At 70.0% G+C, this 16,310-nt stretch carries 14 protein-coding genes; 8 read left to right on the plus strand and 6 right to left on the minus strand.

Translation table 11 applies throughout. From position 1 onward, the window contains the following. Nucleotides 1-175: 175 nt before the first annotated feature. The 4 genes from CRP45_RS34855 to polA all read left to right on the plus strand — a co-directional run bounded on the left by CRP45_RS34855 (nt 176) and on the right by polA (nt 6,519). Complete coding sequence (locus tag CRP45_RS34855) at nt 176-871, plus strand: ABC transporter ATP-binding protein (protein ID WP_245910676.1); 696 nt, start codon at nt 176-178, stop codon at nt 869-871. Between the two features lie 84 nt (nt 872-955). Beyond that, complete coding sequence (locus tag CRP45_RS32240) at nt 956-2,626, plus strand: DUF885 domain-containing protein (RefSeq protein WP_097248400.1); 1,671 nt, start codon at nt 956-958, stop codon at nt 2,624-2,626. 87 nt (nt 2,627-2,713) lie between these two features. Further along, nucleotides 2,714-3,703 carry a neutral zinc metallopeptidase gene (locus tag CRP45_RS32245; protein ID WP_097248401.1) on the plus strand — a complete coding sequence of 330 codons (990 nt, stop codon included), beginning with the start codon at nt 2,714-2,716 and terminating at the stop codon, nt 3,701-3,703. An 80-nt stretch (nt 3,704-3,783) separates the two neighbouring features. Next, on the plus strand, nt 3,784-6,519 hold the full coding sequence (polA, locus tag CRP45_RS32250) for a DNA polymerase I (protein WP_179831089.1): 2,736 nt from the start codon (nt 3,784-3,786) through the stop codon (nt 6,517-6,519). An 81-nt stretch (nt 6,520-6,600) separates the two neighbouring features. On the opposite strand, the gene CRP45_RS32255 is transcribed toward polA, so the two are convergent. Beyond that, nucleotides 6,601-7,200 carry a TetR/AcrR family transcriptional regulator gene (locus CRP45_RS32255; RefSeq protein WP_097248403.1) on the minus strand — a complete coding sequence of 200 codons (600 nt, stop codon included), beginning with the start codon at nt 7,198-7,200 and terminating at the stop codon, nt 6,601-6,603. Nucleotides 7,201-7,265: 65 nt separating this feature from the next. On the opposite strand from CRP45_RS32255, the gene CRP45_RS32260 reads away from it, so the two are divergent. Beyond that, a complete protein-coding gene (locus CRP45_RS32260; RefSeq protein WP_097248404.1) occupies nt 7,266-8,573 on the plus strand; it encodes a YhgE/Pip domain-containing protein in 1,308 nt (435 codons plus the stop codon). Between the two features lie 97 nt (nt 8,574-8,670). On the opposite strand, the gene CRP45_RS32265 is transcribed toward CRP45_RS32260, so the two are convergent. Then, entirely contained in the window at nt 8,671-8,976 is a 306-nt protein-coding gene (locus CRP45_RS32265; protein ID WP_097248405.1) for a DUF6191 domain-containing protein, read from the minus strand. Between the two features lie 340 nt (nt 8,977-9,316). Here CRP45_RS32265 and CRP45_RS32270 point away from each other — a divergent pair, with 340 nt between their 5' ends. Further along, a complete protein-coding gene (locus tag CRP45_RS32270; protein ID WP_245910661.1) occupies nt 9,317-9,742 on the plus strand; it encodes a 2-isopropylmalate synthase in 426 nt (141 codons plus the stop codon). 75 nt (nt 9,743-9,817) lie between these two features. Here the strand turns inward: CRP45_RS32270 and trxA are convergent, their stop codons facing one another. Continuing rightward, on the minus strand, nt 9,818-10,189 hold the full coding sequence (gene trxA, locus CRP45_RS32275; RefSeq protein ID WP_097248406.1) for a thioredoxin: 372 nt from the start codon (nt 10,187-10,189) through the stop codon (nt 9,818-9,820). A 48-nt stretch (nt 10,190-10,237) separates the two neighbouring features. Further along, the gene (locus CRP45_RS32280; protein ID WP_067793218.1) at nt 10,238-10,759 is read right to left on the minus strand and encodes a 2'-5' RNA ligase family protein; all 522 of its coding nucleotides are present in this window, start codon (nt 10,757-10,759) and stop codon (nt 10,238-10,240) included. 78 nt (nt 10,760-10,837) lie between these two features. On the opposite strand from CRP45_RS32280, the gene CRP45_RS32285 reads away from it, so the two are divergent. Then, nucleotides 10,838-11,923, plus strand: a complete 1,086-nt coding sequence (locus CRP45_RS32285) for an isocitrate/isopropylmalate dehydrogenase family protein (RefSeq protein WP_097248407.1) — start codon at nt 10,838-10,840, stop codon at nt 11,921-11,923. A 48-nt stretch (nt 11,924-11,971) separates the two neighbouring features. Here the strand turns inward: CRP45_RS32285 and CRP45_RS32290 are convergent, their stop codons facing one another. Then, on the minus strand, nt 11,972-12,316 hold the full coding sequence (locus tag CRP45_RS32290) for a hypothetical protein (RefSeq protein WP_067793216.1): 345 nt from the start codon (nt 12,314-12,316) through the stop codon (nt 11,972-11,974). Between the two features lie 107 nt (nt 12,317-12,423). Continuing rightward, complete coding sequence (locus CRP45_RS32295) at nt 12,424-13,503, minus strand: NAD-dependent epimerase/dehydratase family protein (protein ID WP_097248408.1); 1,080 nt, start codon at nt 13,501-13,503, stop codon at nt 12,424-12,426. A 124-nt stretch (nt 13,504-13,627) separates the two neighbouring features. Here CRP45_RS32295 and CRP45_RS32300 point away from each other — a divergent pair, with 124 nt between their 5' ends. After that, entirely contained in the window at nt 13,628-16,060 is a 2,433-nt protein-coding gene (locus CRP45_RS32300; protein WP_097248488.1) for a molybdopterin oxidoreductase family protein, read from the plus strand. The last annotated feature ends 250 nt before the right edge of the window (nt 16,061-16,310 follow it).

Below are 16,310 nucleotides of genomic sequence, written 5' to 3' on the forward strand. Positions count from 1 at the left end.
TTCCGCGGACGAGGGCGACTCCGATTCGGACGCGGGCGAGGTGACCGGGAAACCGCCGACCACCCCGCCCGGCGCGGGACCCGCGGTGAGCGTGCGGAAGGAACCGGGCGACCAACCGACGACGCCTCCCGAGCGCGACTTCAGCGACGCCCCCGCGCTGCTCGAGGTCGACGACATGGTCGTCAACTACGGCAGAATCCAGGCACTGCACGGTGTTTCGCTGCGGGTCGCGGAGGGCGAGCTGGTCACCCTGCTCGGCGCGAACGGCGCGGGCAAGACCACCACCATGCGCGCGCTGTCCGGGCTGCTGCCCTTGGCGCGCGGGCGGATCAAGTTCGAGGGCCGCGACATCACCACGATGAAGGCGCACGAACGGGTGATCGGCGGGCTGATCCAGGCGCCGGAGGGCCGGGGCGTTTTCCCCGGCATGACGGTGCAGGAGAACCTCGACATGGGTTGCTACGGGCGGACTTTCGCGCAGAAGTCCGAGTATCAGCAAACCTTGGATTGGGTGTTCGAGCTGTTTCCCCGGCTGCTCGAGCGGCGCAAACAGGTCGGCGGCACGCTCTCCGGCGGCGAGCAGCAGATGCTCGCCATCGGTCGCTCGCTGATGGCGCGCCCGCGCCTGCTGTTGCTCGACGAGCCGTCGATGGGCTTGGCGCCCATGGTGATTCAGCAGATCTTCCGCATCATCGCGGAGATCAACCGGCAGGGAACCACGGTGCTGCTCGTCGAGCAGAACGCCCAGCAGGCGCTGGCCCGCAGCGACCGCGCCTACATCCTGGAGACCGGCGGCGTCACCAAGACCGGAAGCGGCAGCCAGCTGCTCACCGATCCCGCGGTGAAGTCGGCGTACCTCGGCGTGGGGTGAGCGTACCTCCGCCTTCGCTCCGCCATGCGCGGTCCGAGGGCGGACTCCCCTCCGGCAGTGTCTGTTGGGGGTAGCCTCGCGAACATGAACGAGGAGTTGCTCGAGCTGGCGGACCGGTACTGGGACGAGACGTTGGCGGCGGCGCCGAGCTTGGCGACTCTGCTCGGCGATCACCGCTTCGACGATCGCATCGAGGATCTCTCGCTCGACGCCGAAAAGCGTCGGCTCGAGTCCGCGCGCGATCTGCTCGGCCGGGTCGACGCGCTCGACCCGGCCGGGCTCTCGCCCGCCGATCGGGTGACCCGCTCCCTGCTGCGCGCCGAATTGGCCACGGCGGTGGACCATTTGGCCTGGCGGCCGGTAGAGATGGCCTCCGATCAGATGGACGGCGTCCACGCGGCGCTGCTCACGGCGGCGCCGCAGATCAACGCGCCGCGGCCCGAGCACGCGCGGGCGCTGGTGCGTCGGCACGAACAGCTCGGCGACATGCTGAGCACGGCGGTGGACCGTTTCCGCGACGGTCTGGCCGCGGGCCGCGCTCCCGCTCGGATCACCATCGAGCGCTCGCTCAACCAGCTCGACGGCTATCTGGCCTCGGACCCGTCGACCGACCCGTTCGTCACCTTCGCCGGACCGCAGGACTGGGATGGCGAGGCCGAGTGGCGCGCCGAACTCGCGCGGGTCTCTGCGGACGTGATCCGGCCCGCGTTCCAGCGGTACCGCACCGCGCTCGCCGACGAACTGCTGCCCGCGGCCAGACCGGACGAGCGCAGCGGTCTGTGCTGGCTCGGCGACGACGGCGCCGAGATCTACCGCAGCCTGCTGCGCCACCACACGACGCTGCCCGATCTGGGCGCCGAGGAGATCCACGAGCTGGGGCTCGCCGAATTGGCTCTGCTGCGTGCGGAATACGCGAAGATCGGCGCGCGACTGTTCGGCACGTCGGACCTCGCGGAGATCTTCGGCAGGCTGCGCGACGATCCCGGCCTGCGCTACGCCGACGGCGCGCAGATCATGACCGACGCCTACCGTTGCCTGAACGCCGCGACCGCCGAGATGGGGAACTGGTTCGGCAGGCTGCCAAGGGAATCCTGCGACATCGTGCCGGTGCCGGACTTCCTGGCCGCCGACGCCCCGACGGCCTACTACTTCCCGCCCGCCGCCGACGGCTCCCGTCCCGGAACGTATTTCGTGAACCAGCACGAACCGCAGGAGCGCGGCCGGTTCGAGACGGCGGCGGTGGCCTACCACGAGGCGATCCCGGGGCACCACCTGCAACTCACCATCGCCAACGAGCTCGAGCACTTGCCGCGCTTCCAGCGCCAGTCCTTCGCCAACACCGCCTTCGTGGAGGGCTGGGCGCTCTACACCGAGCGGTTGGCCGACGAGATGGGTTTGTACGCCGACGATCTCGACCGGCTCGGCATGCTCGCGGGCGATTCCTGGCGTTCCTGCCGCCTGGTGGTGGACACCGGCATCCACGCGAAGGGCTGGAGCAGGCAGCAGGCCATCGACTTCATGGTGGCCAACGCGCCGGTGGGGCTGACCGAGATCACCGTCGAGATCGACCGCTACATCGCGATTCCCGGGCAGGCGGTGTCCTACAAGGTGGGGCAGCTGGAGATTCGGAAGCAGCGGGCGCTGGCCGCCGAGCGGCTGGGGGAGCGCTTCGACATCAAGGCTTTCCACGATGTCGTGCTCGGATCGGGCACGGTGAGCCTGCCGGTGCTCAGGGAGTTGGTCGCCGCGCTGTGAGGTTCTCGGTTCGAACGGCCGGGTTGCGGGCGGCCGCCGCGTCGGGTTCCATGAAGGTGCGTTGACGAAGCACGGTCAGGGGGGACGATGAACCGGCTGTTGGCAACCCGCATCCGAAGACGAATCATCATCGCGCTGCTCTGCGGTGCGGTGGCGATCGGTGCGGCGGTGAGCATCGGCGCGCTGAGCGGGCCGCCAGCGGACGCGGGAACTCTGCGGTCAGGGGGACTCGCTGCCGCGACCGGACCCGGTTTCGCGGGATCGGTCGGCGACGCGACCGATCCAGCGCGCGACGCCGCCCCGCCGATCGCGCCCGCGCCGCTGGCGGGGCTTCCGCTGGCCGGATCGCCGCACGCCTCCTCGGCCCGCCCGGTGTACGCGCTGCGGGACCATCCGCTGTTCGCCCAGCACATCGGGCTCGGCCGGGTCGACTGCGAGTTGCCCGAATGGCGCGACGATCCCGAGGGCGCGCGAGTGTTCTACCGCGCCGCGCTCGGTTGCCTGAACGCCGCGTGGGAGCCGACGTTGCGCGGTGCCGGGCTGCCGTTCCGGCCGCCTCGGCTGGACGCGCCCGCCACGGGGGACGCGGTGCGCGGCGCCTGCCCGCAGGACGGACGGCCCGCGTCGTACTGCGAGTCGGACGAGACGATCGTCATCCCGTACGCCGCGGCGCGGGACGTCATCGCCGATTCTCGCCGCGGCGCGCAGCTGGCGCTGCTCGCCCAGGAGTACGGCCACCACATCCAGCAGGTGGTCGGCGTGCTGCGCGCCTACACCGAGCGGCGCACCGAGGTGGGCTGGCAGACCGCGGCGGGTCAGGAGCAGAGCAGACGGCTCGAGCTGCAGGCCGGCTGTTTCGCGGGCATGTTCTTCGGCATCAACCACGGCCGCGGCGACATCGACCAGCGGACCTGGGACGAGGCCGCCGACCGGGCGCGCGCCGTGGCCGACCGGCCGGGCGCACCTCGGTTGCACGGCGCGGACCACAACGTGTGGGGCTGGTGGAAGTGGGGCTCCGACAAGGGCGACACCTGGGAGTGCAACACCTGGTACGCCGACCAGGAGAACGTCGAGTAGCGCCACCGCCCGAGCCGGTTCGGCGCGTGTGCCGGTGTCGGCGTATCGGCTTGTCGGTGCCGGTCCCTAGACTCTGGGGCGTGAGCTCACCCTCGACTGCCTCGCGTCCCGCTTCCGCGACCGCCGCCGGTTCCGGCGACCGGCCGACACTGCTGTTGCTGGACGGGCATTCGCTCGCCTACCGCGCGTTCTTCGCGCTACCCGCGGAGAACTTCAAGACGGTCACCGGACAGACCACGAACGCGGTGTACGGGTTCACGGCGATGCTCATCAACCTGCTGCGCGACGAGAAGCCGACGCACGTCGCGGCCGCCTTCGACGTGTCGCGCAAGACCTTCCGCACCGAGGCGTACCCGGAGTACAAGGCCAACCGCAGCCAGACGCCGGACGAGTTCCGCGGCCAGGTGGAGCTCACCAAGGACGTGCTCGGCGCGCTCGGCATCCCGGTGATGGCGATCGACGGTTTCGAGGCCGACGACGTGATCGCGACCATCACCACCCAGGCGCGGGCCGAGGGTTTCCGCGTCCTCATCGTCACCGGCGACCGCGACTCGATCCAGCTGGTCGACGACGAGGTCACGGTGCTGTACCCGCGCAAGGGCGTCAGCGATCTGACCAGGTTCACCCCGGACGAGGTGATGGCCAAATACGGCCTGACCCCGAACCAGTACCCGGACTACGCGGCGCTGCGCGGCGACCCGAGCGATAACCTGCCCGGCATCCCCGGCGTGGGGGAGAAGACCGCCGCCAAGTGGATTCGCGAGTACGGCGATCTGGCCACCCTGGTGGAGAAGGTGGACCAGGTGAAGGGCAAGGTCGGCGACGCGCTGCGGGCCAACCTCAGCAGCGTGCTGCTCAACCGGCAGCTCACCGAGATGGTGAAGGACGTGCCGCTGCCCTACACCCCCGATCAGCTGGCGCAGGCGCCGTGGAACCGGGAGCAGATCCACCGGCTCTTCGACGATCTGGAGTTCCGGGTGCTGCGCGACCGGCTGTTCGAGACCTTGGCGCCGCCGGAGCCGGAGGCCGAGTCCGGTTTCGAGATCTCCGGTGGCGCGCTCGCCGTCGGCGCGGTCGCCGAGTGGCTCGCCGAGCACGCGAAAGCCGGTGTCCGGCACGGTGTCTCGGTGGTCGGCACGGGCACGCCGGGCAACGGCGACGTGAAGGCGATCGCGATCGCGGCGGCCGACGGCGAGAGCGGCTACATCGACGTCACCGTGCTCACCCCGGAGGACGAGGCGGCGCTCGGCGCCTGGCTCGCCGATGCCGCGGTGTTCAAGGCGCTGCACGAGGCCAAGTCGGCCGGGCACGCGCTGCGCGGACGCGGTTGGCGCATCGCGGGGCTCACCAGCGACACCGCGCTCGCGGCCTATCTGGTCCGGCCCGGCCAGCGCAGTTTCAATCTCGACGACCTCTCGCTGCGCTACCTGCACCGCGAGCTGCGCGCCGAGACCGACGCGACACCCCAGCTCTCGCTGCTCGACGACGAGGACACCGCCGAGGCGGAGGTCGCCCAGGCCGAGATGCTGCGCGCCCGCGCGGTGCTCGACCTGGCCGCCGCGCTGGACGGGGAACTCGAGCAGATCGAGTCCACCGCGCTGCTCACCGACATGGAACTGCCGCTGCTCGGCGTGCTCTCCACCCTGGAGGACGCGGGCATCGCGGTGGACGTCCCGCAGTTGGAGACCTTGCAGCGCCAGTTCGCCGACAAGGTCAGCGAGGCGGCCGAGGCGGCCTACGGCGTGATCGGCAAGCAGATCAACCTCGGCTCGCCCAAGCAGCTGCAAGTGGTGCTGTTCGACGAGCTCGACATGCCGAAGACCAAGCGCACCAAGACCGGCTACACCACCGACGCCGACGCGCTGGAATCGCTGTTCGAGAAGACCCAGCACCCGTTCCTCGAGCACCTGCTCGCGCACCGCGACGCCACCCGGCTCAAGGTGACGGTGGACGGCCTGCTGAAGTCCGTCGCCGAGGACGGCCGCATCCACACCACGTTCAACCAGACGATCGCGGCCACCGGACGGCTCTCCTCGACCGAGCCGAACCTGCAGAACATTCCGATCCGCACCGATACCGGACGCATGATCCGCGATACGTTCGTGGTCGGCGCCGGGTACGCGGAGCTGATGACCGCCGACTACAGCCAGATCGAGATGCGGATCATGGCGCACCTGTCCGGCGACGAGGGCCTGATCGAGGCGTTCAATTCCGGCGAGGACCTGCACAGCTTCGTCGCGTCCAAGGCCTTCGACATCCCGATCTCCGAGGTCAGCCCGGAACTGCGCAGGCGGATCAAGGCCATGTCGTACGGTCTGGCCTACGGCCTGAGCTCCTACGGTCTCTCGGCGCAGCTGAAGATCAGCACCACCGAGGCGAAGGAGCAGATGGACATCTACTTCTCCCGCTTCGGCCGCATCCGCGACTACCTGTACGAGGTGGTCGAGCAGGCGCGCAAGGTCGGCTACACCGAGACGCTCTTCGGACGCCGCCGCTACCTGCCCGACCTGGATTCCAGCAACCGGCAGCGCCGCGAGGCCGCCGAGCGGATGGCGCTCAACGCGCCCATCCAGGGCACCGCCGCCGACATCATCAAGGTGGCGATGATCAACGTGCACAGGGCGATCGGCGAGGCAGGCCTGCGCTCGCGGATGCTGCTCCAGATCCACGACGAACTCGTCTTCGAGGTCGCCGAGGGCGAGCGGGAGGCGCTGGAACAGCTCGCGTGCGAACAGATGTCGACGGCGATCGATCTGTCGGTGCCGCTGGACGTTTCGGTCGGCACCGGCCGCAGCTGGGATTCCGCCGCGCACTGATCTTCGTCCCACACACCTTTCGTACGCCTCACACAGGCGCTGCCTATGTGAGGCGTACACCGGGTGTGTGGGAACCCGCGTTCAGCGGCGGGGGCGCAGGCCGTCCATCATGTGGATGGTCATCTCGTCCAGGAGTTCGTCGGCGACTTCGTCCGCGATCACGCCGGAGCCGACGAAGGTGGCCAGGCCCTGGAGCGCGGCGACGGCCGAGAGGGCGATGCGCCGTGGCTCGCCCGCGATGACCTCCCCGCGCGCCTGCGCGTCCGCGATCAGCGCGACCGGCGCGGCGAAGGCGCGGTCGACGGCCTCGGACATGGCGTCGCCCGCGGCCGGGCTGTGTCTGCGCGCGAACATCAGCGCGAGCAGCGCCGAGTTCTCCGTCGCGAAACGCAGGTAGGTCCGCGCCATCTCGCGGATGCGTCCGCCGAACGAGTCGCTCGCCGCAGTCCGCTCGAGCGCGGCGCCCAGCTGCTGGAACCCGGACACCGCGAGGGCGTCGAGCAGCGCCTGCTTGTCCTTGAAATGCCGGGTCGGGGCCCCGTGACTGACGCCGACGTCGCGGGCCAGCTGTCGCAAGGACAGGCCGTCCACACCGGATTCCCGCAGCGTCGCCTCCGCGCGCTGAAGCAGCTCGGCGCGCAGGTCGCCGTGGTGATAGGCGCGAGCTCGGGTGATCGGCATGGTGTATGCAGGATAACAAGATGTAGTCGTTGACTACTTTGTAGGCACTGCCTACATTTTCCGGTATGACGGTTCGGACCTTCACCGCCCCGATCGCCGTGTTGATGGTGTTCGCGGCGCTGCTCGCCACCATGTACCTCGGCTACGCCAGCAATACCGAGACGAACCTGCACGACTTTCCCGTCGCGCTGGTGAACCAGGACGTCGGCGACACGATCGACGGCAAGCCCGCGAATTTCGGCGCCCAGGTCACCGACGGGCTGGTGGCCGAAATCCCCTCGGAGGCGGTCGATCTGCGAGTCGTCGGCATCGCCGAGGCGCGCACCCAGTTGCAGAACGCCGAGGTGTACGGCGCCATCGTCATCCCTTCGGACTTCACCAAGCGACTCGCCGTCCTCGGCGCGGGCGCGGTGGTGCCCGGCGAGATCGAGCGACCGGTCATCACCGTGCAGACCAACCCCCGCGTCGGGCCGTATACGACCGGCATCATGCAGCGCATCGCCGACCGCGCGCTGGCGCAGGTGAACGAGACCGTCGGCGAGAACCTGACCGACCAGGTGAACGCCGCGCTCGCCAACGGAACCCCGGTCGAGATGAGCGGCGCGGCAAGGCTTTCGCTCACCGATCCGGTGCGGGTCGTCACGGCTCCCTACCGGCCCATGGACGACGGCGCGGGGCAGGGTCTGGTGGCCTTCTTCTACACACTGATTCTGCTGCTGGCCGGATTCACCGGCGCCATGATCATCCACACGCTCATCGATTCGGTGCTCGGCTTCACGCCTACCGAGTTCGGCCCCTGGTTCGTGCACCCGCCCGCCACCGGCGTCTCACGGCTGCGCACTTTGCTGATCAAGTGGGGCGTCATCGCGACAGCGGCGCCCGTCCTGTCCGCGATATTCCTCGGCGTCGCAACAGCATTGGGCGTCCCGCTCGGCAACGGAGCGCTGCTCTGGCTGTACGGCACCCTGGCCATCATCGCCGTCGGCGTCACCGCGCTCGCGGTGCTCGCCATCTTCGGCACCGCGGGTCTGCTGGTGAACCTGGTCCTGTTCGTGGTGCTCGGACTGCCCTCCTCGGCCGCCACCGTCCCGCTGGAGGCCACGCCGTCCTACATCGCGAATTTGGCCGCCTTCGAACCCATGCACCAGATCTACCTTGCCGTGCGCGCGATCCTCTTCTTCGACGCGCACGCGGACGCCGGTCTCGGCCAGGGCTTTTGGATGACGCTGCTCGGCTTGGCCATCGGACTCGTCCTCGGAGTCCTCGGCACCCACCTCTACGACCGCCGCGGTCTGCCGCGCGCAGCGTCCAGCGGCCAAGCGGCCCAGGCGGACAATGTGACCGAGGTCGCCGCCGTGGCCGCTGTCGGCTGAGGTCGGTGCCAGTGGACTCCGTCACGCGCATGGGAGAGCGCGAAACTGGTTGTGGCTCAGCCTGATTCGGCCCGCATGCGGTCCGATCCGGGTTCTGTCAGGCCTTCCGCACGAGGCGGGCCGAGCCCGCGGTGAGGTCCACCTCGTCGCGGGGCGGCGCGCCGTCGGACTTCGTCTCGCGGTGCATGAGGGTGGTCATGCGCTGCTCGAACTCGAAGTGCTTGGAGCCTTGGAAGGCCGCGGTCACCTCGTCGAAGGCGGTGGCGGCGATGGGGTGGCCGGTGCGGCGTTTGGTCCAGGGCAGCAGGCGGCTGCCGGTGAGGCGATTCCAGAGGACTTCGGCGAAGGCGACCGCGACGAGCAGGATGGCGAGGCCGGGGATGGTCAAGGCGATGAGACCCATGCCATAACCGTACCGGCGTCGCGAGCGGTGTGAGCTGCGGTGATGGTACTCGTGAGTAGAGGAAACAGGGGTACGAAAAGGTTGCTATCGGGCCTCGGAATGCCTATTCTCGATGCCGTGCCGAATCCCGCCGACCGCCACAGCGCAGCGCTCCGTGTCGCAGACCGCGACCGCGTTGCGCTAATTCCGCTTACCGCGGTTGTGGCGCACGCGCGACTTCTCGTAGTAACCCGCCGTAGCGGGGTCTGATTCGGACCGGCCCCCTCGCTGCGGGCTGTAGATGTGTTGACGCTGGTCCCCTCCGCCGACATTCTTCGGGAAGACCTACCTCACAATGACCATGCTCACTCTTGATACGAAGACTTTCATCGCCGCCGCCCCCAAGGGCCTGCGCGCGGAAGCCGCCGGGATGACACCGGCGGAGTTCTACGACTCCTACTGCGGGCACACCGGTCCGGTCCGGCTCAGCGAATTCGCCGGCGGTCACCGCAACGCCGAGTGCACCGCCACGCTCGAGTTCGCCGACCACCTGCGCACCGTGGCCACCACCGGCAGCCCGGTCGCCGCCCTCACCTCGGCCCTCTACGAGGAGGGCTACCCGGTGGAGATCCTGCAGTTCCACCAGCGCCGCACCGCGGGCGGCACCGCGACCTTCGTCCGGTGCGAGCTCGACGGCAAGCGCGGGTGGGGCGCGGCGGTCGCCGACGACGGCGCCGAATCCATCGTCCGCGCAATGATTTCCGGTATCAACCGACTCGGTTCCTGAACGTACGACGGTTCCTGAACGCACGACGGGCCGGGCGCCCCGCAGGGGGTGCCCGGCCCGATCCGTTGGCGCGGCCTACTCGGAGGCGGACTGCTGCTCGGCGAGCTGCTTGCGGACCTCGTCCATGTCGAGCGCCTTCACCTGGGTGACCAGGTCCTCCAGCGCGGCGGGCGGCAGCGCGCCCGGCTGCGCGAAGACCAGCACGCCCTCGCGGAACGCCATGATGGTCGGGATGGAGCGGATGTTCGCGGCGGCCGCGAGACCCTGCTCGGATTCGGTGTCGACCTTGCCGTGCACGACGTCGGGGTGTTGTTCCGAGGACTTCTCGAAAGTCGGCGCGAAGCTCTTGCACGGGCCGCACCAATCGGCCCAGAAATCGACGAGTACCACGTCGTTTCCGGTGACTACCTCATCGAAGTTCTGCTGGGTCAGCGTCTGGGTGGCCATGACGTCCTCTCGTTCGAATGTTGCCAGCTGTAACGCCGGGCTTGTCTCTTATCTTCCACGGGCCACCGGCCACTCCCGCCGTTGGTCGCCGTCCCACCGCCGGATACCCGCGATCGTCGCGGGGAAATCACTGTCGGCGGCCACGGCGTGCACAGCGGCGCCGAGCTGCCGGACGGGTACCCGCCTGGCCAGCGTGATATGCGGTGTCCAGGCGTCCGGACGCAGGTTCGCGGGCGCGCCGGGACAGGGCGACACGACGTCGTAAACCCGCCTTTGCAGCGCCAGCAGTTGTTCGGAGGGCACCACCAGCCGCACCAGGATCGGGTGCCGCGCCCCGAATACCAGCACACCGCCGAGCCGCACCGGGAAAGGCCGGAAGATCAGCTGGTCGAGTGCGTGGTCGATGCGCGGCCAGATCTGTCTCGCCACCGCGATCGTGATGTGCGGGCGATGGGTCTCGATCGCCTTCGCCGAGACGCTCGGCAGTCCGGCCTCCGCGAGCAGCGTCCACTGCCGCCGAATCTCCGCCTCGGCCGCGTCGTCCACCAGCAATTCGACCGACTGCACCATGATCTTTCCAACGTAGCCGCACGGCCGGTGCGGCGGGCCGGTTCCGGTGCGGCGAGGCGTCGGCGAGAGGATTGCCCGGTGAAGCAGGCGAGGACAGCGGTGCGACTGGGGTTGATCGAGGGCGACGGGATCGGTCCCGAGGTGGTGCGCGCGACCAGGGTGGTCGTGGACGAGGCGCTGGCGGCGGCAGGCGCGCCCGCGGTGGAGTGGGTGGAGTTGCCGATGGGTCACCGCGCCATCGAAGAGTTCGGCGCCGCGCTGCCGGAACACACGCTGCGCGGACTCGAGGAGCTCGACGCGTGGATCCTCGGACCGCACGACAACGCGTCCTACCCGGCCGAGCACCGCGGCGCGGTGGCGCCGGGCGGCGCGATTCGCAAGCAGTTCGGCCTGTTCGCGAACATCCGCCCGGCCCGCGCCTTCCCCGGCGTGCGGTCGGCGGCTCCGGATATCGACCTGGTGATCGTGCGCGAGAACAGCGAGGGGTTCTACGCCGATCGCAATATGTTCGCCGGGTCGGGGGAGTTCCAGCCGACCCGCGACATGGCCATGGCCGTCGGCGTGGTGACCCGGCGGGCCTGCGAGCTGATCGCGCACGAGGCCTTCCGCGTGGCCTCGGCCCGCCGCAAGCGGGTGACCATCGTGCACAAGGCGAACGTCCTGCCGATGACCATGGGCCTGTTCCGCGACGTCTGCCACGAGGTGGCGCGGGCCTACCCCGGCGTCGAGGTGGACGACGAGCACGTGGACGCGGCGGCCGCGCATCTGGTCCGCGCCGCGGGCGATTTCGACGTGCTGGTCACCGAGAATCTGTTCGGCGACATCCTGTCCGATCTGGCGGGCGAGCTGAGTGGTTCGCTCGGCATGGCCGCCTCGCTGAACTGTTCGGCAACCCGCGCCATGGCGCAGGCGGTGCACGGCGCCGCGCCGACGCTGGCCGGACACAACCGCGCCAACCCGGTGGCGCTCCAACTGTCCGCGGCGATGTTGTTGCGCTGGTTGGGGACTCGCGACGCGGACGGCGCGGTGAGCGACGCCGCCGACCGCATCGAGCGGGCGGTCGCGGCCACCTTCGCCGCGGGCATCGCGACCGCGGATCTGGGTGGTCAGGCTTCGACGGCGGAGTTCACCGAGCAGGTGTGCGCGCGGGTGCACCGCCGCTGAACCGGCCGAGTTCGTTCGGTAGGGCGAGATCGATAGAGCAGGGTGGCGTCAGTTGCCGCCGGTCAGCCCGGTGGCGATCTTGACGACCACCTTCTCGTCGGTGACTTCCTGCACCGTGACGTTCATGCCCTCGGCGGCCTGTGTCTCACCGACCGGGACGTCGACCTGCTGGCCGCCGATCTTCAGGGTGACCAGGTTGCCGTTCACCGCGACGAGTTCCGCGTCGATGCCGAGGATGTTCGCCTTGGCGTCCACGCCGCGGGTGAAGGTCACGGTGCACCCGCCGACATTGCACTCGGACTTGGTGCCCGGCCCCTCCACGGTGCAGGCGGCAGCGCCGAGCGGAGCGAGCAGGGCCACAAAGGACAGGGCGATCAGCCGTCGAACACGCACGCGCCCAGTGTAGAGGGGAAACGGACATCTCCGGCGCGTCGCGCGCGACGGCACCCCGGCAACCTGCGTCCGGGCGCACCGCCGAGCGGTGTGCCGCGCCCGGGTTCCTAGTGCGCTGCCGCACCCCACGCGTCGACCGGATCGCGGCCGCCCACCCCGGACGCGAATTCCTTGAGGCGGAACCGTCCGCCCGCGTCCGAGGCGAGCGGGGGAGTGTCGCCGCCCGCGTTGGCGCGGAATCCGTCCAGCGCCTCGCGCAGGGTCTCGACGGCGGTGTGGCGCGGCGTCCAGTCCAGTTCGGTTCGCGCGCGGCCGGTGTCCATGATCGGCAGCCGCAGCAGCGCGTCGAAGAGGCCGGGCGGTGTGGGTGCGAGGCGCAGCCGCCACGCCGTCGAGAGGGCAGCGCGGATCGTGCCCGGCGGCACTTCGACGGTTCTGGCGTCGAAGAGCTCGCCGAGGCGCGCACGGTCGAGCACCGGGTCCGCGGCGATGTTGTACGCGCCGTGCGCGTCGGTGACGGCGGCGCGGGCGAAGGCGCGGCCCGCGTCGTGGCTGTGCAGCGCCTGCATCCGCAGACCACGCGGCAGCGGAAGGATCGGAACAACTCCCGGGCGGATCAGCGGGTGCGGCAGCAGCGGTCCGGCGAACAGGCGGCGCTGCTCGCTGGCCGAGGCACGCTGGAAGACGAACGACGGCCGCATGCGCACCACCCGCGTCTCGGGATGCGCGGTTTCGAACGCGTCGAGCACCCGCTCGACGTAGGCCTTCTCCCTCGTGTACGCCGCGAGCGGCCAGCCGTCGGTGGGCCACGACTCGTCGACAGGAGTGTCATCGCGCGCGGGCGAGTAGGCGCCGATCGACGAGGCGCAGACCACTGCGGGCACGTCCTCGGCCGCCGCCGCGGCGAGTACCCGCTGGGTCCCGATCACGTTGGCCCGCCAGGTGACCTCCGCCCGGTGGGTCGGCTGGAACAGCCACGCCAGCTGCACGACCGCGTCGGCGTTGCGGAAGACCCGGCCGAGATCGTCCATGCGCACGTCGGCGCAGGCGAACTCCACCCCGGACGGCAGCGTCGACGGCGCGCGACGCGCCACCCCCACGATCGAGGTCACCGCCGGCTCGGCCGTCAGGGCCGACACCACCGAGGTGCCGATATTGCCGGTGGCCCCCACCACGACGACGCGCATGGCCACTCCTCACTGTCGGGTAGGTCCGCCGTACCACCCGATCGCCGGATCAAACTCGAGCGAGCGGTTCGTCGCGCCCGTTTCTCGCAGGCGTGCCGTGTCCCTCGGCGGGTACGCGCGCGGTATGGAGACCCGAGATCGAATTGCCGACCCTTGGGGGCGCAGATTCGCCTACGGCGCGGGACAGCGGTGGCCCGAGCGGGTCGACATGTATCTGGCCGACGGCGTCGAACCCGAGTCCGTGCAGCGGTGGGTGCCGTCCGCCTCGGTCATGAGCTCCAACGGCGACGCACTCGACATCGCGGTCGTGGACGGGCGGATGGTCGGGGTGCGCGGCCGCGCGGTGGACCGGGTCAACCGCGGCAGGCTCGGACCGAAGGATCTGTTCGCCTGGCAAGCCAACGCGTCGCCCGATCGGCTGACCCGCCCGCTCGTCCGCCGCGACGGCGAACTTGTCGAAACCGATTGGGACACGGCCATGGACCGCATCGTGCGGCACAGCAAGAGCCTGCTCGAGCGGCACGGCCCCGGCGCGATCGGCTTCTACACCTCCGGCCAGTTGTTCCTGGAGGAGTACTACACGCTGAGCGTGCTCGCCCACGCGGGCATCGGCACCAACCACGTCGACGGGAACACCCGGCTGTGCACGTCGACGGCCGCGGAGGCGCTGAAGCAGTCCTTCGGCTGCGACGGCCAGCCCGGCTCGTTCGCCGACGTCGACCACGCCGACGTCATCGCGCTGTTCGGGCACAACGTCGCCGAAACGCAGACGGTGCTGTGGGCGCGGATGCTCGACCGGCTCGCCGGACCGAACCCGCCCGCGATCGTCTGCGTCGACCCACGCCACACCCCGGTCGCGGAGCACGCGGCCGTCCACCTCGCGCCCCTGCCCGGCACCAACGTCGCGCTCATGAACGCGCTGCTGCACGAGATCATCGCCAACGGCTGGGTGGATCACGACTACATCCGTGAGCACACCGTCGGCTTCGACGAACTACGCACCCGGGTGAGCGAATGCTTCCCGGAGCGGGCGGCGCGAATCTGCGGTGTCGCGGCCGGACACATCCGCGAGGCGGCCCGCCTGCTCGGTACCGCGCCGCGGCTGCTGTCCACCGTGCTCCAGGGCTTCTATCAATCCCATCAGGCGACCGCGGCGGCCGTGCAGGTCAACAACGTGCATTTGATCCGGGGGCAGATCGGGCGGCCCGGCTGCGGGATATTGCAGATGAACGGCCAGCCGACGGCGCAGAACACCCGCGAATGCGGCGCCGACGGTGACATGGCTGGCTTCCGCAACTGGGCCAACGACGCGCACGTCGCCGAGCTCGCCGAGCGGTGGCGGGTCGATCCCGATCGGATCCCGCACTCCGGACCGCCGACCCACGTCATGAAGATGATCCGATGCGCCGAGCAGGGCGATATCCGGATGCTGTGGGTGAGCGCCACCAACCCCGCCGTGTCGTTGCCCGAGCTGGCGCGCGTCCGGTCGGTCCTCGCGCGCGAGGACCTTTTCCTTGTGGTGCAGGACATCTTCCCGACCGAGACCGCGGCGATGGCCGATGTCGTGCTGCCCGCCGCGGCGTGGGGCGAGAAGACCGGCGCCTTCACCAACGCCGACCGCACCGTGCACCTCTCGGATCGAGCCGTCGACCCGCCGGGCGAGGCGAAGTCCGATCTGGACATCTTCCTGGACTACGCCCGCCGCATGGACTTTCGCGACCGGGACGGCGGCCCGCTGATCCACTGGCGCGACGCGGAGTCGGCGTTCGAGGCGTGGAAGGCGTGCTCGGCCGGACGTCCGTGCGACTACAGCGGCCTGACGCACGCGCGGCTGCGCGAAGGCTCGGGCATCCAATGGCCTTGCGACAGCGCGCATCCGGACGGCACCGAGCGCCTCTACGCCGACGGACGGTTCTGGAGCGCGCCCGCCGAGTGCGAGTCCTACGGCAAGGACCTGCTCTCCGGGAAGCAGGTCGAGCTCGGCGAGTACCGCGCGCTGAACCCGGACGGCAAGGCGATCATCAAATCCGCCGACTACGTGCACGCGCGCGAGGCGCCCACCGCGGAGCATCCGTTCGCGCTGGTCACCGGCCGAACGCTGTACCACTTCCACACCAGGACGAAGACCGCCCGCGCACCGCAGCTGGCGGCGGCCGCGCCGGAGGTCTGGCTCGAGATCTCCCGCACCGACGCCGAAAACGCGGGGATCGGGGAGGGCGACCTGGTGGAGGTGTCGACCCGACGCGGATCGGTGCACGCCCGCGCCCGCATCGGCCGCATCCGCCAAGGCGTGCTCTTCCTGCCGTTCCACTACGGCTACTGGGACCGCGGGGACGATGCCCACGACCGCGCCGCGAACGAACTCACCCCGACCGACTGGGACCCCGCCTCCAAACAGCCTCTCTTCAAGACCGCGGCGGCAAACCTCCGGCGCGTCGCCACCGGCACCACCCCATCCCCCGCCCCGACGACAACCGCCTCCGCCCCCGTCGACGAATCCGTGTCCGCCACCGCGGGCGGCCCCTCGGCCGTGGCGGTCGAACTCGATCCGAGGTAGAAGGGCCGCCTTCGATACCGACCGCATTCCGATGTGATGCTCGAAAGCCAACCGGCCGTGCGCTTTCCGTCGCGCGCATCAACGGTCGGGACTCTGCTTCGGTGCATGGATGTGGCGTGCGGAACGCTCCCGCATGGCGAAGGGCAATTATGTGGCAACCCCGAGGGCTCGGTTGTGAGGTGTCGGGGTATGGTGTCCGGTCGGCGCACCGGCAACCTGTACCGGGATGGAGTCCGCAACGACCCGATGT

The organism is Nocardia amikacinitolerans, assembly GCF_900215415.1.
GTDB classification, from domain to species: Bacteria; Actinomycetota; Actinomycetes; order Mycobacteriales; family Mycobacteriaceae; genus Nocardia; species Nocardia amikacinitolerans.